This is a genomic window from Paenibacillus hodogayensis (assembly GCF_039536325.1).
Classification (GTDB): domain Bacteria; phylum Bacillota; class Bacilli; order Paenibacillales; family NBRC-103111; genus Paenibacillus_AB; species Paenibacillus_AB hodogayensis.
Map to the genome: position 1 here is coordinate 96181 of NZ_BAAAYO010000006.1, position 21695 is coordinate 117875.

Sequence of the window (21695 nt, forward strand, 5' to 3'; positions counted from 1 at the left end):
GGAGGCGGATGGAAACGCGAACGTCAACCGTCTGGCATATCCATATCAAGGAGGTCGGTCTCGCCTCGACTTGCCTGATCGGCGATTGCATCGAAGTCAAGCCTGTCAGCAAAGCGTTGGCAGTGCAGCGCCAAACGTCCGTTTTCAGCGGTAACGAAGGGTCTTACGATCAGTTCCCTCTATTTTCCAGAAGCTTGGCTATGCCCGAGCCTTCCCCGATGGACGACGTGCGGATGGACGTCTCGACCCGCGATCCGTTTATTCGCGTCCAGGCCGTCGATATCATCTCGGTCTCCTCCTCCTCGGTCCTGCAGGTCGGTTCCAACTGCGCCATTCGCTCGGAAGTCCGCGTGAAGCATATTCGCCAGCTTCAGCACCGCCCGGGAGCCGCCGGGTCGCAAACGGGCGGATCGGCAACCGTGGACGATCAGACCGTAGCGACGGATTCTTAGAACCGCAAACCGCCGGTTGAGTCAAAACGTCTGCCTGCGGTCTCAACGGTATTCAACGCAAAAAAAGCTTGATCGCTCAAGCTTTTTTTTGCGTTTTTCCGCGGTCAAGCATCGTCCGACGAGCGCCTTTAGGCGAACGTATTGTAAATGTCCGCCCGCAACAGCCTCGCCAGCAAGTCGATCTCTCTCTTGCTTTGACTACAGCCATCCTGTCACCTCTTGGAATGGGTCATACAGCCGACTTTATCCATCGGACTGTTATAACCGCATTGAATTACCTGGAACCCGGATAGGTGACCGCGGAGGCCCTGCCAAATCCGGTATATGCCCAGACCAAGGCGTAAACCCAGCAGCCGCTGGCCAAATATCCGCCGATGACGTCGCTCGGGTAATGCACCCCCAAATAAATCCGGCTGATGCCGATAATCAATATAAACAGAGAGCTGACCAAGATCAGGATAACCCGCCCTGACGCGCTGGGAATATGTCTCCACAGCAAATAGGCGATCGTGGCGTATAAACTGAATGCCGCCATCGAATGTCCGCTCGGGAAGCTGTAGCCGTTCACCTCCATAATCCGGTGAATGTTCGGTCTCGCCCGTTGAAAGGCCAGCTTCAATAAATAATTCAGCAGTCCGGATCCGGCCATCGCGATGCCGAGCAGCAGCAGCTCGCGCCGATGCCCCAGCGCTGAATAGAGCACCCAGCCAACAATCACCGTCAAGACGGCTATAGGCAAGCCCGTTCCCAACCATGTGAACATCTTCATGACTTTCGTCAACGAATCGGACTCCATCCCTTGAATAAAGCCAATCACGGCCGAATCGAAAGCGTCCATCCGATTGACGCCGACAAGCAGGGCGATGCCGCCAAACCCGACCGCGCAAACGAAACTGATGGCCAACGCGTAGGTCACCCGCTTTAATACGTGCTCGAAGATCATGAAATCTTGCCCTCCCACCAAGCTCAAAACCAGACAGTCCCCGTATTTGGTTATTGTCAAGTAAAAATTCGTTTTCAATTCTAATGAATTTCTCATTATAGCAGCCGACGTCCGGCGAGACAAGGATCTTGCCGGGACGATCCAAATTATGTTTGTTTTTTTATGTGTTATGGTAGTTGCATGCTTATTCGCGAGTCCACAACATTACGAGGAGGAATACTGCAATGACTATAGCCAAAAAACGCTTCAGCCGCGCCACTGTCGCCATAGGATTGAGCGTGACCCTCTTCTTGTCCGGAAACCTGATCTTTAATGCTTCCTCGGCCCATGCGGCCAACCGCGACAACAGCTCCGCCAGTCGTTGGGATTTTAATTGGGGGAACTGGGGAGGTTCCGGTAACGGGAACACCGGCTCCGGCTCGAATTCGGGCGGGAATCAATCCGGTTCGGGCTCCAATTCCGGGTCGACATCCGGCTCCGCCTCGCAGACGGCCAGCGATATTATTGCCAAAGGCAAAACGTTCATGGGCGTTCGCTACGACTTTGGCGCCAAAACCGGCAATACGAAGTCGTTCGACTGTTCGTCCTTCACCCAATATTTGTATGAGTTGAAAGGCGTTACTTTGCCCCGGACATCCAAAGAGCAGTCCAAGGCGGGCACGTACGTACCGCGAAGCCAGCTTCAACCCGGCGATCTGGTATTCTTCTATTCGCCCGTGCACCATGTCGGCATCTATATCGGCAACGGCAAAGTGCTGCACACGTACGGCGATCCCGGCGTGACGATCGACGATCTCAATTCCGGCTGGTGGGACGAGCATTATACGACCGCTCGCCGCGTAATCGGACAATAGAGCACGCTTTTTCGCTCGCCATGAAAAAACAGGCGGTCTTCCCTACTCGGAAGATCGCCTGTTTTTTGTCCGATACGAATCCAAGTGCGCTTGTGCCTTGCCCCGCATGCATCGCGCATTGCACGCCTCGCGGCCGTATGATACGATTCTGTCATCTGGACCTGACCTGTCATGTAAAGGCGGTGCTTACCCTGATACGCGGACGATTCGCCCCCACGCCTTCCGGGCGGCTGCACATCGGCAACGCCCGGAGCGCCCTGCTCGCCTGGCTGCATATACGCGCTGCGGAAGGGCAGTTTATTCTCCGAATCGAAGATATCGACAAATCCCGGTCCCGGGCGGCTTACGCCGAACAGATGACGAACGAGCTGCGTTGGCTCGGTCTCGACTGGGACGAAGGACCGGACATAGGCGGACCGTACGGGCCTTACGTGCAAAGCTTGCGGGAGGAACGGTTCCAGCATGCTTTGGAGACGCTCGGCTTGAACGGCAAGCTGTACCCTTGCTTTTGCAGCCGCGCCGAGCTGGCGGCCATCGCCAGCGCCCCGCACGGGCTGGAATCGGAAGGGCCGGCTTATCCGGGCACATGCCGGCATCATACAGAAGAGGATCGCGCATCGCGAGCCGCAGCGAAGCAGCCGTCGCTGCGCTTCGCGATGCCCGAGCGCGAAATCGCTTTCGATGACATGGCAATGGGACCGCAGCGGTTCGCCCCAGGCGCTGGCGGCGACTTTGTCGTCAAGCGCGCCGACGGCGTCATCGGGTACCAGTTGGCGGTCGTCGTGGACGATGCGGCCATGGGCGTAACTCATGTCGTACGAGGCTGCGATCTGCTCGATTCGACCCCGCGGCAAATGGCCCTTTACGAATCGTTCGGCTGGCCAATCCCGCGCTTCGGCCACATCCCTTTGTTGGTCGGTACGGACGGGCGAAGGCTGGCCAAACGCGACGACGCCGTCATGCTCGGCGAGATAAGGGCCGCCGGAACGAAGCCGGAGCGGGTAGTCGGCTGGCTGGCCTACTGGAGCGGACTGACCGACCGGCCGGAACCGCTTGCCGCCGCCGAACTCATACCTCTCTTCGATTGGGCGAGCGTGTCGCGCGATACGGTCGTCGTAACCCCGGAAGCGCTGCGGGAGCTTGCCTGCGTTTAAGCAAGGGCATAAACCCGCTTTAGCCGCCTGCCGAAAATACTCTCTCCGTTGCCGCCCTGCCCACTGCCCAGTCCCGGTTACTCCGGCCAGCCGGTGAGCTCCACGCCCTCCGGCAGTACCGAGACAATCTGCGAGCGCAGCTCGGGCTGTTCGTGCATCCGCTCGTCCAGGAGGACGATATGCCCGCTGTCGTCGCGGCCGCGGACCAGGCGGCCGATCCCTTGCCTGAGCCGCAGCAGCATATAAGGCAGATCGACCTCCTCGTAAGGCGAATTCGCATCTTGCCGTTTGGCCATAATAACTGGGTCCGGCGCCGGGAAGGGCAGCGACCAGATCAATACGTTAGACAGCGAAGGCCCGGGCACGTCAAGCCCTTCCCATAGACTAACCGCCCCCAGAACGCTCTCCTCGTCGTGCTGGAAATCGGATATCAGACCGCTTATTTCCCCGTCGCCTTCGAAGACGAACCGGATCGCGGCGCATTCCGCATATCGGGAAATACCCTCCTTGAAACGAAGAAGCTCCCTCTGCTCGGAGAACAGCAGCAGCGCCCGGCCTCCGGTGCGGCTTAACCAGCGCGCGGCCAGTCTCAGCTTGCGTTCGAATGCGTCTCCGGGCTCCGCCGCCGGAGCGACGACCTGCATCTGCCGCTCGTAATCGTAGGGAGACGCCACCGTGAAGGAAAGGCCGTCCTCCATGCCCAGATTGTCGGCAATGAAGCGGAACGAACCGTTCACCGAGAGCGTTGCTGACGAGAACACGATCGGCATTTTGGCGGAAAACACCCTTTCCCGCAGTACTTCCTTAACTGTTCTCGGCATAATGGACAGCGTCAGATCCGCCCCCTCGTATTCCGTCCAGCAAATGAGTGTCTCCAGCTTATCGAACAGCGTCAACGCCTTGTTCATCATATCCAGATGCTCTTCGACGATTCGCAGGTGGTATTCGCTGATCGTAAACAATCCGCTCTCGAACACCAGTTCCTCTTCGATCGTCGCCAACAGCGTGCGGAACCGTATCACCTCGCCCACCAGCTCCCCGGCCAGCTCGATCCGCTTTCGTTCGGAGCCGTGAATCGTCGAGCTGTGACGGGCCAGCGACTCGAACATGACCTCGCTTTGCGCGATCGCTTCGTCGATCAGGACGGCCAGCGACTCCCGGATCGTCCCTCCGAGCAGGCGGGTAATTTGCTCTTCGAACACGGAATGCTTGAGCCGGTACGCCAGCGCTTTCTGAGCGGCGTATTCCAGCAGATGGCCTTCGTCGAACACGACCGCCGCGTGGTCGGGCAGCAGCGGCAGCTGTCCTTCCCGTTTGCGGGCATCGTACGTCCAGACATGCTCCATATAAAAATCGTGGGAGCAGACGATCAGATCCGTCGACCTCCGGTAGGCGTCGCGGGAAAGCGTCATGCCGCAGCGGTGCCTTCTGTCGCAGACGAAGCAGTCTTGGAAGGAATCCCAGCTGATCCGGCTCCATTGCGCGTCGTTCAGCTCGGGGTAATGCTTGCGGTCGCCGTAAGCGTGGAAAGACTGCATCGCCTCGCGGGTGCGGACGAATTCCGGCAAACCCCGGTACAGCTTCTCGTAACGCTCAGACTCCTCGTCGCGGAACCTTGCCTCGTCCAGCTTGACGAGACAGACGAACTGATCCGGGGATTTCCCCAGTCTGGCGTCGATCTCGAGATCCAGAATACGCGACAGCTTGTCGATATCCCCGCCGGGCTTGACGAGCTGTTCAATCAGCGATTCGTTCGCGCAGGCGATAATGACCGGCTTGCGCATATAACGGGCGTAGCAGATCGAATAGAGCAAATAGACGAGCGTTTTCCCCGTACCCACTCCCGCTTCGGCAAAAAGCGGCCGCTTCTCCGCGAACGCTTTCTCCAGCTGAAACGCCATGTATATTTGCTCGTCGCGCAGCTCGAAGCCGTGCTCCGGCAGCAAATCGTAAAATATATCCGCAATCCAGGCTCCCGCCTGCTTCATGTAGGGCTGGGACGGATCGTAATCGAACGGGTGTTTTTTCATCGGTATGGTCTTGCCTCCTTGCGAATCTTGACTTGAACAGTCTACACTGAAACGCGCCGCACATCCAGTCCGATTTTTTTCGCAAAAGGCTTTGTTCATGCTGAATGGAACTAATATGAAAAAAAGACAAGGACGGCGGAGCGGCTCCGCAGCCTCTTGTCTTGATTCGTTTGCGTCATCCGGCAGGCCGGTTTCAGACGGGGGCGATCATCCAGTCCGGGCCGTCTCCGCCTGCCGCTTCCTCCAGCGCCAGTGAAGGAGCGCGGTCGGTAACGACGCAGTGCACCTCCGTCAGGGAGGCGAAGGAATGCAGCGTCCGCTCCCCGAACTTGGTCGCATCCGCGACGACGTTGACGCGGTGAGCCCGGCGCATCGCCTGGCGCTTCAGCTCGGCCTCGAACGAGTTGGAATTGCTGAAGCCGTGCTCGGCCGTAATGCCCGTCGTGCCGAGAAACACCTGATCGAACGCCATCGCGCCAAGCGTGCCGATCGCGATCGGACCGACCATCGAACCGGTTTTCTCCAGCAGCATGCCGCCGGCTACGATCGTATGGATGCCTTTGTCCAGCAGCACCGCCGCCACGTTCAAGGCGTTCGTGACGACCGTAATCGAGCTATCGGGATGGATATGCCGGGCAACCTGCAGCGTCGTCGTACCGCCGTCGATAAACACCGCCTGATTCGGCCGGATGAGCGAAGCGGCCGCTTTACCGATCCGGGCCTTCTCGTCCGTCCGCACCGTATCCCGTTCCTGCAGCGAGACGTCCAGCGTAACGGGAATCGCCCCCCCGAACGTGCGGCGCACGAGACCGAGCGACTCCAGCTTCTCCAGATCGCGGCGGATCGTCATATCGGTGACGGCATATTGTTCCTTCAGCTCGCTGATCTTCGCCTCCCCGTCCCGCTGGATGGCATTCCATATATCGTTTTGCCGGTCGTTCAAATTCAGACGCATGCCCTCACGTTCACTCCGTTCCTCGTTTCCTTTCATTATACCGAATTGGCATGGCGTTTGTCATACGGCCCGATCCAGACGGCCCCCCGATCCGCGCTTCTCCAGCCTTCCAAAGGCAGAGACGTGCTGCGACGCTCCCAGCCTGCCTCTATCCGCCGCAGCACGTCGGACCAAGGCACGAGACCGCCTGTGGCGTCGAGGGCCTCTACGCTGCACGCTCCGACGCCTACAGCGGCCGTCATCGCCCGCTCCGGCGGCAAGCCGTGCAGCAAGCCGCACAGCAGCCCGGCAATCGTGCAATCGCCTGCGCCCGTCGTGCCGGCAACTTCGGTCACAAAGCACGGGACGAGCAGCTCCCGGCCTTCCCACTGATCGGCATCGTCCGGCCGGCAGGCGCCGAAAGCCTGCAGTCTCTCCTTGTCGCTCGTCGTGCGGACGTACAGCCCTTCCTCGCCGATCTTAATGCCTACCACTGCGGCGCCCATGTCGAGCAGTTGGCCGGACAGCTCGGCAAGAGCCGCTCCGCTTGGCGGCGTATCGCAGCCGGAGGCCGTCAGGCTGCCCGCGCCCAGCATGAACGCGGTCTCTTCCCAGCTAGGCAAATACAGATCCACGTAAGGCAAAACGCGGCTCAGCAGCGACCGCCAATCCACTTGGCCCGCCGGGGAGTCGGGATCGGGCCGCGACATGTCCAGCGACACGGTAAGTCCCTGTCCCTTCGCCTTGGCCAGCAGCTTCTCCAGTTCCCGTCCGTCCTGCGCATACATTTCTTTCATAAGCGGCGGGTAGCCGAAATGGAACAGTCCCGCCCCCGCCAGCGAATCGGCGGAAACGTCGTCCGCCACAAACGTATCGTTCGCACCCGGACAATGCAGGAAGATGCGGTCCGAGCCGCGCGGGCTGATGACAAGGCTGTACGAGCTTTGCTCGCCCTCGCCGACGATCATGCCGTCCGCGATACCGGCTCCGTGACGCTCCAGCGTCTCCGCGATCAGGCGGCCAAAGGCATCGTTCCCGATCTTGCCCATCAACTTAGCCGGAACGCCCAGGCGGTTCAGCGCCAGCCCCGAATTCGCGACCGCTCCGCCGGTGGACAGCAGAGCGCCTCCGACATTAATGAGCGCGCCGGGAACGCTTAATGCCGACAGACCGGTGCCGCCCATATCCGGTATAACGTCGAGACAAATATGTCCGGCTACGATAACGCCCGGCCGTTCCCGGTTCCCGGCCGGCTGCGGCTCAAATCCCGGCTGACCGTGCGGCTGCTTCAAGCGAATCCCTCCCGCCGATCCGCACCGTCTGACCGGTGCGGTCCGATTCCAGCGCCGCCGTGAACAGCTCGTGGCTGGCCGCCGCTTCTTCCGGCGTAGCGCAATAAAGCGGCTGGCTCATCCCGTCGCGATTCACCAGCTCGTCGCAGAAGGCGGCCCACATTTGCAATATCGAGTCCGAGAAGCCGAATTCGAAAATGCCGCCGGTAATCGTGGAATAAGCCGTCTGGTAAGGCACATCGAGCGTATGCCACGCCTGCTCCCCGCCCGGCTTGTAAGGCAGCGAGCGAATCTGCTTCGGATTTTTCGTGGAATATTCGGCCGAAAGCTCGGTGCCGTTGATGCGGATGAACCACGTATTGGCGTGGCCGGGAGCGATCCGCTTCGTCGACAGCACCATCGGAAACCGCTGGTCCTCGCGTTTGACGTCGCAAGCCAAAATCGCATTGTCCCACGTCTCGCAAGGCACCATGCCGCCTTTGCCGTCCGGACGCTGATCCACGGTTTTCTGCAGCAGGGCGCGCACGCTGTCCGGCTGCCAGCCGAAGCGCAGCGGCAAGTGCAGCACATGCATGCCGAGATCGCCCATACAGCCGTATTCGCCGTTCGTGGCGATGCGTCTCTTCCAATTGATCGGCTTTAGCGGGTCCAGGTCGCTGCTGTGCCAGAAGCCGGCCTCCACCTCGATAATGCGCCCGAATCGCCCTTCGCGCACCCATTGACCGATCCGGTAAGCGCCGGGGAAGAACGGAAACTCCGAAGAGCAGCGCACGAGCACGTCCGGACGTTTAGCCATCTCGGCAACGATGCGGGCATTGGCCTCCCGGTCGATCCCGAACGGCTTTTCGCCGAGCAGATGCTTACCGGCGCGGATAATATCGATATACAAGTCGGCATGCAGGTTATGGGGCACCGCGCAATAGATTGCGTCGATGTCCGGATCGGCCAGCAGCTCGCGGTAGTCGGTCGTCGTCTTGCTCACGCTCGGCACCTGGCGGACGAACCATTCCGCAGCGGCCGGATTGGCGTCGCATACCGCCGTAATGCGCGGCTCGAAGCCGACGTCGGTCAAATGGCACCAGCGGGCTGCGGCGCTCGCAAACTCTTTGCCCATCAAACCGCAGCCGATGACACCGAAGCGTACGATCGTTTTATCCATTCGCTTATTCCCCCTCCAAAAGCGCCATCGCCTGCCGGACCGACGCTCCTTCGTGCACGATCGCCATGAATGCCCGCGTCATCCGGTCTGGCGTCGCATGCTGAATGACGTTGCGGCCGTATACGATGCCGGAAGCGCCCTGCTGCATCAGCGTGTGCGTGCGCGACAAAATTTCCTCGTCCGCCGCACGACCGCCGCCGCGCGGAAGAACCGGCTTGCCGGAAGCGGCCTCGACGACTTTGTGGTACTCCTCGAGGTTATCGCAAGGGTCCGCTTTGATAATATCCGCTCCGAGCTCTACGCCTTGACGGACGAGCGGTACGATTTTGCTTAAATCGCCATCCACCATATATCCGCCGTGCTTATCGTTCGGGAGCATCACCAGCGGCTCCACCATAAGCGGCATGCCGTAACGCTCGCATTGCGGCTTAAGCTCGGATACGTTTTTGACGCATTGATGGTACAGCTCCGGCTGATTCGGCAGCAGCAGCAGATTGACGACGACACACGCCGCATCGAGCGCGAGCGCCTGCTCCACCGGATTGTGAACAAGCTGACTGAACAGATGGGACGGCAGCGCCTTACCGTAAATATTCGCCACGTCGGTGCGCAGCACGAGCGAAGGCTTCTTCTTGCCCGGTATGCTTTGCAGCAGCTTCGCCTGGCCGGGACTGAGCTGAATGGCGTCCGGGTCGGCGGCTACGATCGTTTCGATCGCCTGCTTCATATTTTCAATCCCGCTTAAAAACGAAACCTCATTGAAAAAGCCGTGGTCGATCGCTACGTCGAAACATTTGCCGTCTTCGCCGAACAGACGGTTCATTCTGGGCATGATGGACATAAGAAAGGCCTCCTGATCGAATTGCATATTATAAAATGTTTGTTTTCAACATTTATTATGTTATATTCAAACAATTTTGTCCAGAACAAAATGTCGCCGTCCGCCCGTCGCCTGCATGCGGCCGTTCCTCAAGAGCGCCAAGTTGCGATAGGTTTGCGATCGAAAACGAGTTCCCGACCGTACGTGCATGCCAAAAAAAGCCTCCCGCGCCTTGTTCGCCAAAGCGGGGAGACTTCCTATGCGGTTTGCGGATCTGCCGGAGCGCCGCCTGTGGAGCTTCCGCCCAGGACGCCCGAACGGCCGTTTCCTCCACGAGGCCGCTCGCGTTTTACACCAGCCTCCGGTAACCAGCCGCCAGACGAGCCTTGTCGTCATCTGTGCCGAGCGAAGACATATAGACGATATCCGCCTCCGACCCGGACGAACATTCGGAGGTGCCTTCCAGCTCCAGGATGCGCATCATCTGCTTGACCGTCCCGTCGTTGCCGTCCATCAGCAGTACGTCGGGCGGGAGCATCGTGCGGATCGTCTCGCGGAAAAAGACGAAATGCGTGCAGCCGAGCACGACAGCGCCGTAACGCTCCAGCTCGAAGGGAGCGAACGACTCGCGCAAATAAGCTTCCACCTCCGTACCTTCGAACACGCCGCGCTCGGCAAATTCCACGAGACCGGGAAGACCGACCGCATCGACCTGGCTCGGCGCCTCCAGCTTGCGCAGCAGCTGCTGGAATTTGTGCTCCTTCAGCGTCAGCGGCGTAGCCGTAACCAGCACGCGCTTGCCCGATTCGCGGACCGTTGCCAATGCCGGCTTGACGGCCGGCTCCATGCCGATCACCGGGAACGCGTAGCGCTTGCGCAGCTCGTCGACAGCCGCGCTCGTCGCCGTATTGCAGGCAACGACGATCGCGCGCACCGGATGGCTGCGCAGCATGTCGTCGATGCAGCCGACGACGAACCCGTATACTTCCTCTTTCGTATGTACGCCGTATGGCACGTTTTGCGTATCCGCATAGTACAGGAACGATTCGGCAGGCAGCCTGCGGCACGCTTCCCGCAGCACCGTAAGCCCCCCGACGCCCGAATCGAAAAAGACGATTCTCATAGTACGCTCCTTCTCCAACCCAACCCCCTCCGATCTCGTACGCTCCCCGACCGGTCGGGGCTAAAGGGCCTCATCGCCCGGGCGATTATGTGATTGCCCGGTATGCTTATAAACTTATGTATATTCGTCCGGCGTCCATCGCAATACCTCAGTTGTCGCCGCGCTCGCGCTTGTTCGTCCAGCCGCTGTCCGGCAGCAGGTCGGAGCCGAGCGGCGTCTCGAACGCCTCGGCCCGCCAGTTTCGCCGCACCGTCTTCCGCGGCCGCTCCTGCCGCGGCTGCACCGTCTGCGCATACGCAAGGCTTTCCAGCAGCGACTTGCCCATCCCGGCCGGCCCGGCGCCGGGCCGGTCCGCTTCTTCGCGGCTTGCCGGCTGCCGTGCGGCCGGAGCCGCCGACCGGCGCAGATCGCGCAGACGAAGCTGGAGCAGCTCGACTTCCGCGCTCCAGTCCGTATGGGTCGCTTTCCCTCCGGCCGTCGCACCCGGCTGCTCGCCGGCCGGTCGTATCCGCTCGTTCACCGGCATCCCCCGCCCCATCCAAAGTCTCGCATTGCCCGTTTTTTTTCCGTTTCCCGAACTGTTTCACGGTTCTATTCTAGCATGAAAAGCCCGTCCCGTGCGCGAACATTTCGCTTCGGCTCGACGACCGCCTCTGGCGCGCGTCCGGCTTTTCCCCCTACCGAGGTCCAGATTTGGTTCCCGTCGCCAGTCGGTTCCGGCTAAGGCAGCGTTCTTTTACAATAAAATCAACAAGTTGACAGAGGTGTGGATGAACGATGCAGGACAAGAAACGGTTGTACATTGTTCTGACCGACACGGGAACCTGGCTGACCAAAGTAATCAAAAGCTACACGAAGGAGCCGTTCAATCACGCCTCCCTTGCCTTCGACAAGGAGCTGCGCGAGGTGTACAGCTTCGGCCGCAAGGAACAATCCACCCCGCTGAGCGGAGGCTTCGTGCGGGAAAATATGCTCGGCTCGCTGTTCCTCGACGAGCAGCGAAACACGACCTGCGCGGTTTACGAATACGAGGTGGGCAGAGCCGCCTACGAACGCATCCGGCAAACCGTAGCCGCCATGCGGCAGAGGGAGAACGAATACCGTTACAATGCCCTCGGCCTGCTCGGCGTCGCGTTGAACACCCCGGTCAAGCGGCGAAACGCCTACTTCTGCTCGCAATTCGTCGCAGCCGTCTTCCAGACCGGAGGCATTTCGCTGTCCGGCAAATGCCCCGAGCTGACGACGCCCGGGGATTTGGGCAGATCGTCTCGCGCCACTCTGATCTATACCGGCACCGTGCGGGACTATACGCCACTGCGCAGACGTATTGCCGACATGCCGGCATGCCGCGAAGCTCAACCGGTTTCCGTGTAAAGGCGGGCAGCCTCTCAGACGCGCGGCTTCGCCCGGTGAGTGGGAGCCGCCGTCAAGGGATCGTCCGGCCAATAATGCTTCGGATAACGGCCTTTCAAATCTTTTTTTACTTCGAAATAGGCATCCTTCCAAAAGCTGGACAAATCGCGTGTCACCTGCACGGGCCGCTGGGCCGGAGAAAGCAGATGCATGGTGATCGGCACCCGGCCTCCGGCAATCTTCGGCGTTTCCGTCATGCCGAACAGCTCCTGGAGCCGAACAGCCAGCGCCGGAGCGGCCGGGTCCGCGTAGTCGACCGGAACGCGCGTGCCGCTGGGCACGACGATATGCGTCGGCGCCTGGTCGTCGAGCCTCCTCCGCCGCTCCCAGCTCAGCGCCGCTTCCAGCACCGACGCCACATTCAGCTTCTGGACATCGTTGCGGCTCCGCATTCCGTAGAGATGCGGCTTCAGCCACTCGTCCAGCGTCGCAACAAGCGCTTCATCGGACCAATCGGGCCAGCCGCTGTCGAAGCGGTGCATAAATACGACGCGCTGCTGCAATTTTCTGGCCGTATTCGTCCACGGCAGCATGCCGGTTCCTTCCGACTCCACCGCGCCGAGCAGCGCCGCGGCCAGCCGGTCCGGGTCCGGACGCTGCTGGGGCTTGTCGCTGAGCACAATAGCGCCTAGACGGCGTCTATGCCGCGCCCGCACCGTCTGCGCCGTGCTATCCCATTCCACGAGCGCTTCCTCCTCGATCAGCCCCGGCAGGGCGGCTTCCAGCTGAGCCGCATCGACGGGGGCGGCCAGCATGATCCGGCTGTCCGTGCCGGCATCGTCCAGCTCGGCCGCTACGAGGTAGGCGGCCCCGGATAACGTCTGCGACTCGGAGAATACCGCCCCTCTGCCGTTGCTGAGCAGGAAGCGCCCGTCTCCCCTGCCCTGCGCGATCCGATCCGGGAACGCCAGCGCCAGCAGCAGCCCGCACGCCTCGCTGTCCGTCCGCTTGCCGGTCGCGCCAAGCGCCCGCCTTCCGTTCTCCGCCTCCAAGCGAACCCTTTTCAAAGCGGCGGCGTCCACGGAATGCGCGCCCGCATCGGCGCGCCCGAGCGCTTCCAGCCGCAGCCGCAAGTCGGCCGCGGACGAGCCGGTGAACGACTGGCGGAACAAATCCCGCTCGTTCAGCAAGGCCGCCAAATCGCACGCCGTCGCCGCCAGACCGAGCGGCACGGAACGAAGCGACATCTGGGCCAGTCTCGGATGCAGCCCGATCTCGGCCATACGCGCGCCATGCGGCGTGATCGCCCCTTGTCCGTCGAGGGCGCCGAACAGCTCCAGAAGCTCTCTGGCCTGCCGGTAGGCGCCTGCGGGAGGCTCGTCCAGCCAACGCAGCTCGCTCGGATCGGCTGTTCCCCAGACGGCCAGCTCGAGCGCCAGCGGAGCCAGATCCGCCTCTTCGATCTCCGGCGTGCCGTGCGGCTCCAAGTAAGCTTGCTCCTGCTGCGTCCATAAGCGGTAGCAGACGCCCGGCCCGAGACGCCCGGCCCGGCCTCTGCGCTGATCGGCGGAGGCTGCCGATACGCGCACCGTGTCGAGCCGGCTCATCCCGGTCTGCGGCGAAAACCGCGGCACGCGCATCCAGCCGCTGTCGATGACGACCTTCGTGCCCTCGATCGTCAAGCTCGTCTCGGCGATCGAGGTCGCCAGCACGACCTTGCGCGTGCCGGGAACGGACGCTTGGATCGCCCGGTCCTGGGCGTCCTGGGGCATGCTGCCATGCAGCTGCAGCACCTGGACGTCCGGCACCGTCGCCTGTCCGGCGAGCAGCGAAGCGACGCGGCGTATTTCCTTCATGCCGGGCAAAAACACCAGCACATCGCCGGCCTGCTCGGCAAGCGCCCTCAGCACGGCGCGGGCTGCCATATCTTCCATGCGGCCCTCGGGCTTGCGCGGCAAATAATGCGTCTCCACCGGGTAGACGCGTCCGGGGCTCTCCACGACCGGAGCGCCGCCAAGTATGTCCGCCACGGCCGCCGCGTCCAGCGTCGCCGACATGACGAGCAGCCGCAGATCGTCGCGGAACAGCTCGCAGGCTTGCAGGCACAAGGCCAGCCCGAGATCGGCGTGAAGGCTGCGCTCGTGAAATTCGTCGAAGATGATCAGTCCGACCTGCTCCAGCGCCGGATCGGACTGGAGCATCCGCGTCAATACTCCTTCGGTGATGACTTCGATTCGCGTAGCCGGCCCTACACGAGTATCCTGCTTCATTCGGTAGCCGACCGTTCGGCCGACCTCCTCGCCGAGTCCGGCCGCCATATACCGCGCAGCCGAGCGTGCGGCGAGCCGTCTCGGTTCGAGCATGACGATCTTCTTGCCGTCAAGCCACGGCGAATCCAGCAGCGCAAGCGGCACCCGCGTCGTTTTGCCTGCACCGGGCTGCGCGACGAGCACGGCGCGGCCGGCGTCCCCGAGCAGTCTTGCGAGCTCGGGGAGTACGGAATCGATCGGAACTGCGCTCAACATCGGTTTCCCCCATTATCGTTTCACCCGGCCTCGGCCGGTTGAATGCGTTTATCAAATAAATCCAGTATACCGAACGATCGGGACAAGCTTCAAGCATTCCCTGCACGGCCTCTCTTGGTGTATAATAGTAGCATTACCGGGAAAGGAATAACGCAATGTCGTTCGCCAACAAACGCAAATTCCATCGCCTCATGCTGGCCGAGCCGTTGTACGGCACGTTGAAGATCGTCGGCCTAAACGAGAAGAAGCTCGATTCCAAGCTGGCTCACATGTTCATACTCGATCTCGGCGCCGGCGGAGTGCGCATTCATTCCGTGCACAGCTTTCCGGTTACGCCCGATCTGCTGCTTGAATTCGGCTTTACCCTCTTCCATACGGATCATCGCTATCTGGGCACGATTACACGCAAATCGTCCCATTCCGATAAAGTTTTCGAATACGGCATCGCCTTCTCTCTGGACGAAACGGAGCGTCAGCGGCTCCTGCAAAGCATTCATCTGCTGAGCATCCGGCTCCGTCAAGGCGCGGAGCTGTCCAGCTGCAGCTTTTGCAACGACGAGCAGTACGCTTCCTTCTACGGCGTTTCCTTGAGCGAATCCATCTCGGCGGACAGGCCGGGCCGAATAAGCAGATAAAGACGCGTTCCCATGACGGGACGCGTCTTTTTTGCGCGCAATCGTTCCATGACCGCCGACTCCCCCTTGCAGAAGACCGCAAGCCGCAGGCCGGCTCCAATCTCGGCAGGATCGGCCTTTGCGCGTCCGGTTGGCTTTTCGCTCCATGGATAATACTGCCGTTCGAGGGGAATCTTCTTAAAGATGAAAGCCATTAACGGAGGTGTCGCACCGATGAACGAACTGATCCGCAAAGCGTTGTCGCTCGGAGTTGGCATTACGGTCGCCAGCAAGGAAAAAATCGAAAGCGTCGTCGACGAGCTGGTCAAAAAAGGCGAGGTGGCCCCCGCCGAATCCGGCGAGCTGATCGCCAGTCTGATCGCCAAGGGCGAAGAAGGCCAGAGCGAGATGAAACGTCTGGCGCGAGAGCAGCTGCAGAAGCTGCTCGCCGAGCTGCACGTCGCCACGAGAAGCGATATCGAGCGGCTCGAGCAGCGCATCGCCAAGCTGGAAGGAACGCCGGAAGCGCCGGAGACGGCCCCGCCTCCGCTGTAACAAGCTCGCCCGGCCCGCAAGATATCCCCCGAAGGGAATGATGCCGCGTGATCGGCAAACGGCTTCGCCATATTAACCGGTACCGGGACATCGCCCTCGCGCTCACCCGGCACGGCTTCGGCTTCGTCGTCGAGGAGATGGACATTTTTCACCTGCTGTCGATTCCGGAGCGGCTCGGTTGGAAAGCCGCCAGAACGGACCGGAAGACGGTCGGCGAGCGCATCCGCAACGTACTCGAGGAGCTGGGTCCGACCTTCGTCAAGCTCGGCCAAATCGCCAGCACCCGTTCCGACCTGATCCCGAAGCCGATTCTGAAGGAGCTGGAGAAGCTGCAGGACGATGTGCCGCCCTTCTCCTTCCACGAAGCCCGAACCATTATCGAGGCCGAGCTCGGCTCGGAGCTGGAGCATGCTTTCGCCTCGTTCGATGCCGAACCGCTCGCGGCCGCTTCGATCGGCCAGGTGTACGTCGCCGTGCTCAAAACCGGGGAGAAGGTCGCGGTTAAAGTACAGCGTCCGGCGATAGCCGAGACGATTCGCACCGATCTGGCCATATTGCAAAACCTGGCCGTACTGGCCGAAGCCCGCTTCGAATGGGCCAAACGGTTCCAGCTCCAGCATATGCTCGAAAATCTGGGCAAGGCGCTGATCGACGAGTTGGATTATTCCATCGAGGCACGCAACGCCGACGTCCTGTTCAACCGGTTCCGCCACAACCCGCATATCCGCATCCCTCGCGCCCATGCCCGCTATTGTTCGAGAACGGTGCTGACGAGCGAGTTTGTGGACGGAATGAAGCTGAACCGGCCCGATCGTCTGCGCGCCATGGGGCACGATCCGCAAGCGATCGCCGAACGGCTCATGCAGGCGGTGCTCCAGCAAATTTGCATCGACGGCTTCTTCCACGCCGACCCGCATCCCGGCAATATTATGGTGCTCGCGGACGGAACCGTCGCCTTTCTCGACTTCGGGATGGTCGGCCGGCTCACTCCGGACATGAAGGACCATTTTGCCGCTCTGATCATCGCCCTGATGCGTCAAAGCACGACCGGAATCATCAATGCGGTGCTGCGCATGGGGATCGTGACCGACGAGGTGGACATGCAGGAGCTCCGGCGCGACGTAGACCGGCTGAGGGACAAGTACGTGGGGGTCCCGCTCGGCGAGATCAGCCTCGGCGAGGCGGTCAACGATCTGCTGGACGTGGCGTACCGGCACCGCATCCGGATTCCGACCGACTTCATCCTGATCGGCAAGGCGCTGGTCACGATCGAAGGGCTGGTCAGCCAGCTCGATCCCGGAATCAGCATCGTCCGCATCGCCGAGCCGTTCGGCAAACGGCTTCTCTTGGAGCAGATCCGTCCGCGCAAGCTGGCGGCCGGCTTGTGGGAGCAGCTGGGGGAGTTTGGCGAGCTGTTCCTGCATATGCCGAAGCATCTGAAGGACATGATGACCACGCTCAAAAAGGGCCGGCTGGAAATCGCCGTACCCGATTTTGACAAATTTCTGCGCAAGCTCGACCGGATCATCAACCGCATCTCGTTCAGCATCGTGCTGCTGTCGTTCAGCATTATTATGACCGGGCTGATTATCGGCTCGTCGCTGAACCGCCAGTCCAGCATGCTGTGGCACGTCCCTGCGCTCGAAATCGGCTTCGTGATCGCCATCTTTCTCGTCCTGTGGCTCATTCATTCCATTTTCAAATCCGGACGGTTCTAGTGTGCAAAGTCGCCTTGAATTAGACAAGCACCTTCATGAAGCGGTCGGGCGTCGTGCCCGGCTCCATCGCGAACGAGACGTGAACGCTCCGGCCGTCGGGATGCTCGAAATATTGGCCGGCAAGCTCGTAGCCTTTCTGCTGGGCGATCCGGTACAGCTTCGGGAACGTCTGGGCGACGCCGATCGCCTCTTCCTTGTTCGGATAAGCGTGGAGAACGATCGGCTCGGGCTCGGCATATAGATTAATGACAACATGGTAGCGGCGCGCTGCGGTTTCCTCGACGTACAGCTCGTACCGGTGGTCAAAAGCATGAAATACGTTTCCCATCGAGAACGATCATCCTTTCTTCGTATATGAGTGCAACATTCGACACGGACAGCGGCTACTCCTGCCCAAACGTGTGACGAACCTGCAAATCATCCGGCTGCCCGTCCCCATCTTTATGGAAATCCGGCCAGGGCCTGCCCTATCATCCACCGAAGCTGCTCCACAAGCGCCGGACGGCAAAAAGCAGCCAAGATTGTCTCCCGGCTGCTCGATCGTAGATGGCCCTCGGCCAAATCGTCCTCGCGGTTATGCAGAAGTTATTGCAGCAGCTGCTTTAGCCGTTCGAGATGCTGCGACGTGCCGACCGCCTCCAACGCATGGGCATCCGTCCCCAGGTGGAACACTACGCCGACTTCCTTGCCGATACGCCAATACCGTTTCGAAAATTCTGGATCGCCGAACAACGCCGGAACGTTGAGCTCCCAAGCGACCTGACTGCGCTTTCCTTTCTCCAATATGTCCCCCAGCTCGTTATCCGTCATCTCCCTGGTGACCGATGTCCGGTCCTCAAGCGTGCGGATGAACCTGCCTATAAAAGGATGGGCGATACAGTCGGCCCGGCTCGTCGCGAACAACGACTCCAGCACTTGCAGCGCATGGCGCACATACCCCCGCGGCGACTTGTCTTCGGGATGCTCCCAATAGTCCAGATGATAATGATTGTAGGAATAAAGCCTGTAGTCCAACGCTTCGTTGACGGCAAGATCGTCGAGAAATTTGCCGACCCCGTAAGCCGAAAGCTCCGCCGCATAAAGCACCTTCAGATCGGCGCCGCATTCCTCCACTTGCTTCTTCAAGTCCAGACTGATGTCCAGAATATTGAAGTCGCTGCTATTAAAATGATCGGTAAAGGCGATGACCCGAATGTTGTCCTTGACGGCCGTCTCCACGATATCGCGCACGACCATCTCGCGGCTGGCGCAAGGCGAATGAATCGTATGGATATGCAGATTTTGGCGGACGAGCTGTTCGAGGTCGTAGTTGGGTTCCGTTTTGTACAAGAGCCGCTTCCTCCCTTTCCCTGTATTAACTTAATCAATAAATTAAATTAATTCTAGGCGAAAAAGGGGATCGTGTCAACTCGGTTATCTCCAGTTCCAGATTTCCACCTGACCGAGCTTGAACTCGTAAAACTGCTCCTCGCGCTTCAGCTTCTCCAGCTCGCGGACCGGACCGGTCACTACCGCGCCGTACACTTCAATGCCGTTCTTCTTCAAATAGTCCAGGCGCAGCGCATCCTTGTCGTCTCCCCAGTAGCTCCCCTCGGCCAGCAGCCATTCGATATCGTCCAGCAGACCGGATTGGGCTTCCGCAATGTTTTCCCGGATCAGAGAAGAGGAATAGCCTGATACCGAATGATCGTTGGCAAACTTCATTGGGGGCTGCAGCGTCAAATGCTCCACCCAGTTCAGATCGCCGCCGGCCGAGCTGGAGAAGTTCGGCCGGAACTCGCGCACTTCGCCGGCATAAACCGGCATGCTGAGCAGCCTCAGGTCATACCCTTCCAGCAGCGCGAGCAGCTCCTCCGGCTTCATGCCTCTTCTCGTAGAGAAACCCATCTCGGCGACATAGCCGTCCGGGAAATGAGCCATCTGCTCCCACACGCCGTTAGAGGGCCGCGCGGCGGTCGAGGCGGACGGATTGCCCTGCAGCAAGCTTGGCGGAACGACGAAGTTGAAGCTGTCGTTTCCGTCTATATATTTCGAATCCTTGACGACACTGTAAGTATAACCGTTCAGCAGCGTCTTCCTGCCCTTCACCTCGCCGGCCTTCACCTTCCAATCGCCAACCGTCCGATACAGCTTCAGGTCGACTCGTTGGGTGAACCAGCCGGTTATGTCTGCCCAGGTATTAGCCGAGACATCCGCCCGCAGCCCTTGCATATGCGTATTTGTCATCGTGATCGCGTAGCGCGCCAACTTCTTATCCCCATTGGTTCCATGATAAGTCAAGGAGACTCCCATCATGTAGAGGGAATACAAAAAGAACAGCAGCAAACCGGTCGCCACGACGCTGCGGACCACCGCAAACCTTGTCCGCCAAATCATTCTTTTAAAATGCTTCTCATTTAATTTCAGCTGCCGGTTATCGTCCGTGTCCACGCTCTCCCAGGCTTTTAAATTCAACGAAATTTCCCGCTCGACGTCCTGTTCGATTGCCCGGTCATCCCTGTTTCCTTGTCCGTCTCGTTCATCCATTCCGGCTGCCCTCCTCCAGTTTGGCCGCGATTTCCCTGAATTTTTTGCGCCCCCGGTGCAAATTGACCTTTACCTGATCGACGCTTAGTCCGAGCAGCTCCGCAAGCTCGGCGTAAGAGAAGCCGTCCACCTCCCGGAGGTAGACGATGGTCCGGTACTGCTCCGGCAGACAAAGCAGAACGCGCTCCATCCGTTGAAGCTGCTCCTTTTCCTCCAATGCTTTCTCGGGGGACCCCAAGCTGCTGATCCCGCTTGCCTGCTTCTCGAGCTTTTGCATAGCCTGCTGCTCCGTATGATGCCTGCGGTACCAATCGATGTACAAATGGCGCGCCACCTTATAGAGCCAAGCCCGCGCCATATTCAGATGCTCGGTGCGAAGCGAAAGCATGGAACGGTAAAAGGTTTCCTGCAGCAGCTCCTCCGCCGTTTCCTTGGAGCCGCACATTCGGTACAGGTAGCGGTATAGAGCCTGATGATACGATCGGAACAGCTCCGCATAGGTTTCGTTCTTCACCTGCCGCCCCCTTCCCTGAGTGGTATAACGGACGGAGAGCGTTTTTGTTACACGCCTGCCGAGATTTTTTTCAAAAAGGAACACGGAAAAAAGCGCCCGCATCGGACAAGTTTAGTCGGTATACCCTCGATCTACTATTGCCTAACGAAAATTTGCCGCACTTGGCTCAAAAAGGAGATGATGCGCTTGGGCGTCTCCAAGCTGGACTTGGACGAAGCTGTGCACATCGTCAATTTGTTGGGCGACCGGCTGCGGGACGCTTTGGACCCGCGGAGCCGAAGGACAAGACAGAGTATTTCGGTCCGATTCCATAAAACCGCCCCGGCGCCCACGAAAACGATTCTACGCTTCCCCGTTCGGGCGGCGCAGCTCGCCGATCGAATGCGGGAACAGCGGCTCGCTAAGCTCCAGGATCGCCTTGGCGTACTCCTGGATTTCCCGCTGGGCGTCGTGCTCCAACCGCTGGTCGAGAAAATGGCATACCGCTTGCAGCGACGACGTCCAATACCAGCGCACATACATGCCGTAAGACGGAAGGAACAGCCTCGCCTGCTCGGCGCATACGCCGTCGGCGAGGGCGGCCTCGTACTTCCGCAGCCCCTCCTCGATATAGCGCATCAGCTCGTCGGTATGCTTCTGCCCGATTTCCCATTCGAGCGCATCCCCGCTGCCCTGCTTCGAATTTTCCGGCTTGCCCCGCCATTGCCCGGCGCCCGGCACGTAAAAAGCCGGCTCCTCGGTAATGTAGCGGCGGCTCGATTCGTTCCACGCATCCAGACTGTCCCCGGTGCCTTCCATATGGGAGGAGCCGATTACATATTTCCACCACTGCCTCGCTACCATGAGCGGAGCGTAAATCTCGAACTGAAGCATGACATGGCGAAACGGAGACGTATGCCCTTCGCGGGCCAGAAACCGAATCAGCTTGATATCCCTTTCGCTCAGCTCTTTGGATTCCTTGGCGTACGAGACGCGAGCGGCATTGACCACCGTCAGGTCCGACCCCATATGATTGACAAGCCTGACATATCCTTGGTCCAGCACAGTTAACATCGACAACGGGCCTCTTCCTTTCTTTAAAAAGCGATTCCTTTAGTTGGCTTTCCCCATTAAAAATTTCAACAACGGA

The 21695-nt window shown here is 59.9% G+C and carries 20 protein-coding genes and 1 pseudogene; 7 read left to right on the top strand and 14 right to left on the bottom strand.

What is annotated here, in order from left to right; translation table 11 throughout:
• Positions 1-8 precede the first annotated feature (8 nt).
• Positions 9-452 carry a spore germination protein GerPE gene (locus ABD796_RS11575; RefSeq protein ID WP_344907685.1) on the top strand — a complete coding sequence of 148 codons (444 nt, stop codon included), beginning with the start codon at positions 9-11 and terminating at the stop codon, positions 450-452.
• 274 nt (positions 453-726) lie between these two features.
• On the opposite strand, the gene ABD796_RS11580 is transcribed toward ABD796_RS11575, so the two are convergent.
• Complete coding sequence (locus ABD796_RS11580) at positions 727-1395, bottom strand: phosphatase PAP2 family protein (RefSeq protein WP_344907687.1); 669 nt, start codon at positions 1393-1395, stop codon at positions 727-729.
• Between the two features lie 491 nt (positions 1396-1886).
• On the opposite strand from ABD796_RS11580, the pseudogene ABD796_RS11585 reads away from it, so the two are divergent.
• Together ABD796_RS11585 and gluQRS are read left to right on the top strand one after the other, a co-directional pair.
• A pseudogene (locus ABD796_RS11585) lies at positions 1887-2249 on the top strand (C40 family peptidase); the annotation flags it as partial.
• Positions 2250-2386: 137 nt separating this feature from the next.
• Positions 2387-3403, top strand: coding sequence for a tRNA glutamyl-Q(34) synthetase GluQRS (gene gluQRS, locus ABD796_RS11590; RefSeq protein ID WP_344907690.1), 1017 nt, complete (start codon positions 2387-2389; stop codon positions 3401-3403).
• Between the two features lie 77 nt (positions 3404-3480).
• Here gluQRS and ABD796_RS11595 read toward each other — a convergent pair whose 3' ends face one another.
• From ABD796_RS11595 to ABD796_RS11625, 7 genes are all read right to left on the bottom strand, one after another.
• Positions 3481-5433, bottom strand: coding sequence for an ATP-dependent DNA helicase (locus tag ABD796_RS11595; protein ID WP_344907692.1), 1953 nt, complete (start codon positions 5431-5433; stop codon positions 3481-3483).
• A 193-nt stretch (positions 5434-5626) separates the two neighbouring features.
• On the bottom strand, positions 5627-6388 hold the full coding sequence (locus ABD796_RS11600; protein WP_344907696.1) for a DeoR/GlpR family DNA-binding transcription regulator: 762 nt from the start codon (positions 6386-6388) through the stop codon (positions 5627-5629).
• 35 nt (positions 6389-6423) lie between these two features.
• Complete coding sequence (locus ABD796_RS11605; protein WP_344907699.1) at positions 6424-7659, bottom strand: carbohydrate kinase family protein; 1236 nt, start codon at positions 7657-7659, stop codon at positions 6424-6426.
• Positions 7628-8818 (bottom strand): Gfo/Idh/MocA family protein, encoded by a 1191-nt coding sequence (locus tag ABD796_RS11610; RefSeq protein WP_344907702.1) that lies wholly within the window; start codon positions 8816-8818, stop codon positions 7628-7630. Before ABD796_RS11610 ends, ABD796_RS11605 begins: the two co-directional genes overlap by 32 nt.
• Positions 8819-8822: 4 nt before the next feature.
• Positions 8823-9659 carry a class I fructose-bisphosphate aldolase gene (locus ABD796_RS11615; RefSeq protein WP_344907705.1) on the bottom strand — a complete coding sequence of 279 codons (837 nt, stop codon included), beginning with the start codon at positions 9657-9659 and terminating at the stop codon, positions 8823-8825.
• A gap of 328 nt (positions 9660-9987) precedes the next feature.
• Positions 9988-10761 carry a glutamate racemase gene (gene murI / locus ABD796_RS11620; protein ID WP_344907708.1) on the bottom strand — a complete coding sequence of 258 codons (774 nt, stop codon included), beginning with the start codon at positions 10759-10761 and terminating at the stop codon, positions 9988-9990.
• Between the two features lie 148 nt (positions 10762-10909).
• Entirely contained in the window at positions 10910-11287 is a 378-nt protein-coding gene (locus ABD796_RS11625) for a hypothetical protein (protein ID WP_344907711.1), read from the bottom strand.
• 251 nt (positions 11288-11538) lie between these two features.
• Here ABD796_RS11625 and ABD796_RS11630 point away from each other — a divergent pair, with 251 nt between their 5' ends.
• Positions 11539-12135, top strand: a complete 597-nt coding sequence (locus ABD796_RS11630) for a hypothetical protein (RefSeq protein WP_344907714.1) — start codon at positions 11539-11541, stop codon at positions 12133-12135.
• 14 nt (positions 12136-12149) lie between these two features.
• Here the strand turns inward: ABD796_RS11630 and hrpB are convergent, their stop codons facing one another.
• Positions 12150-14636, bottom strand: coding sequence for an ATP-dependent helicase HrpB (gene hrpB, locus ABD796_RS11635; protein WP_379120361.1), 2487 nt, complete (start codon positions 14634-14636; stop codon positions 12150-12152).
• Positions 14637-14794: 158 nt separating this feature from the next.
• Here hrpB and ABD796_RS11640 point away from each other — a divergent pair, with 158 nt between their 5' ends.
• The 3 genes from ABD796_RS11640 (at position 14795) to ABD796_RS11650 (ending at position 17526) form a co-directional block, all read left to right on the top strand.
• Positions 14795-15274 carry a PilZ domain-containing protein gene (locus ABD796_RS11640; protein ID WP_344907720.1) on the top strand — a complete coding sequence of 160 codons (480 nt, stop codon included), beginning with the start codon at positions 14795-14797 and terminating at the stop codon, positions 15272-15274.
• A gap of 183 nt (positions 15275-15457) precedes the next feature.
• On the top strand, positions 15458-15808 hold the full coding sequence (locus ABD796_RS11645) for a phasin family protein (protein ID WP_344907723.1): 351 nt from the start codon (positions 15458-15460) through the stop codon (positions 15806-15808).
• 47 nt (positions 15809-15855) lie between these two features.
• The gene (locus tag ABD796_RS11650; protein WP_344907726.1) at positions 15856-17526 is read left to right on the top strand and encodes an ABC1 kinase family protein; all 1671 of its coding nucleotides are present in this window, start codon (positions 15856-15858) and stop codon (positions 17524-17526) included.
• 19 nt (positions 17527-17545) lie between these two features.
• Here ABD796_RS11650 and ABD796_RS11655 read toward each other — a convergent pair whose 3' ends face one another.
• From ABD796_RS11655 to thyX, 5 genes are all read right to left on the bottom strand, one after another.
• The gene (locus tag ABD796_RS11655) at positions 17546-17854 is read right to left on the bottom strand and encodes a hypothetical protein (RefSeq protein ID WP_344907728.1); all 309 of its coding nucleotides are present in this window, start codon (positions 17852-17854) and stop codon (positions 17546-17548) included.
• 257 nt (positions 17855-18111) lie between these two features.
• Entirely contained in the window at positions 18112-18855 is a 744-nt protein-coding gene (locus ABD796_RS11660) for a PHP domain-containing protein (protein WP_344907731.1), read from the bottom strand.
• 84 nt (positions 18856-18939) lie between these two features.
• Positions 18940-20052 (bottom strand): anti sigma factor C-terminal domain-containing protein, encoded by a 1113-nt coding sequence (locus ABD796_RS11665; RefSeq protein WP_344907734.1) that lies wholly within the window; start codon positions 20050-20052, stop codon positions 18940-18942.
• Positions 20045-20566 (bottom strand): RNA polymerase sigma factor, encoded by a 522-nt coding sequence (locus ABD796_RS11670; protein ID WP_344907736.1) that lies wholly within the window; start codon positions 20564-20566, stop codon positions 20045-20047. Before ABD796_RS11670 ends, ABD796_RS11665 begins: the two co-directional genes overlap by 8 nt.
• A 342-nt stretch (positions 20567-20908) precedes the next feature.
• Entirely contained in the window at positions 20909-21619 is a 711-nt protein-coding gene (gene thyX / locus ABD796_RS11675) for an FAD-dependent thymidylate synthase (RefSeq protein WP_379120364.1), read from the bottom strand.
• Between the last annotated feature and the right edge of the window lie 76 nt (positions 21620-21695).

Coding starts and splice junctions, on each gene's coding strand:
- ABD796_RS11575 (WP_344907685.1), top strand. CDS start 9: ATGGAAACGCGAACGTCAACCGTCTGGCATATCCATATCAAGGAGGTC.
- ABD796_RS11580 (WP_344907687.1), bottom strand. CDS start 1,395: ATGATCTTCGAGCACGTATTAAAGCGGGTGACCTACGCGTTGGCCATC.
- gluQRS (WP_344907690.1), top strand. CDS start 2,387: ATGATACGATTCTGTCATCTGGACCTGACCTGTCATGTAAAGGCGGTG.
- ABD796_RS11595 (WP_344907692.1), bottom strand. CDS start 5,433: ATGAAAAAACACCCGTTCGATTACGATCCGTCCCAGCCCTACATGAAG.
- ABD796_RS11600 (WP_344907696.1), bottom strand. CDS start 6,388: ATGCGTCTGAATTTGAACGACCGGCAAAACGATATATGGAATGCCATC.
- ABD796_RS11610 (WP_344907702.1), bottom strand. CDS start 8,818: ATGGATAAAACGATCGTACGCTTCGGTGTCATCGGCTGCGGTTTGATG.
- ABD796_RS11615 (WP_344907705.1), bottom strand. CDS start 9,659: ATGTCCATCATGCCCAGAATGAACCGTCTGTTCGGCGAAGACGGCAAA.
- murI (WP_344907708.1), bottom strand. CDS start 10,761: ATGAGAATCGTCTTTTTCGATTCGGGCGTCGGGGGGCTTACGGTGCTG.
- ABD796_RS11625 (WP_344907711.1), bottom strand. CDS start 11,287: ATGCCGGTGAACGAGCGGATACGACCGGCCGGCGAGCAGCCGGGTGCG.
- ABD796_RS11630 (WP_344907714.1), top strand. CDS start 11,539: ATGCAGGACAAGAAACGGTTGTACATTGTTCTGACCGACACGGGAACC.
- ABD796_RS11640 (WP_344907720.1), top strand. CDS start 14,795: ATGTCGTTCGCCAACAAACGCAAATTCCATCGCCTCATGCTGGCCGAG.
- ABD796_RS11645 (WP_344907723.1), top strand. CDS start 15,458: ATGAAAGCCATTAACGGAGGTGTCGCACCGATGAACGAACTGATCCGC.
- ABD796_RS11655 (WP_344907728.1), bottom strand. CDS start 17,854: ATGGGAAACGTATTTCATGCTTTTGACCACCGGTACGAGCTGTACGTC.
- ABD796_RS11665 (WP_344907734.1), bottom strand. CDS start 20,052: ATGGATGAACGAGACGGACAAGGAAACAGGGATGACCGGGCAATCGAA.
- thyX (WP_379120364.1), bottom strand. CDS start 21,619: ATGTTAACTGTGCTGGACCAAGGATATGTCAGGCTTGTCAATCATATG.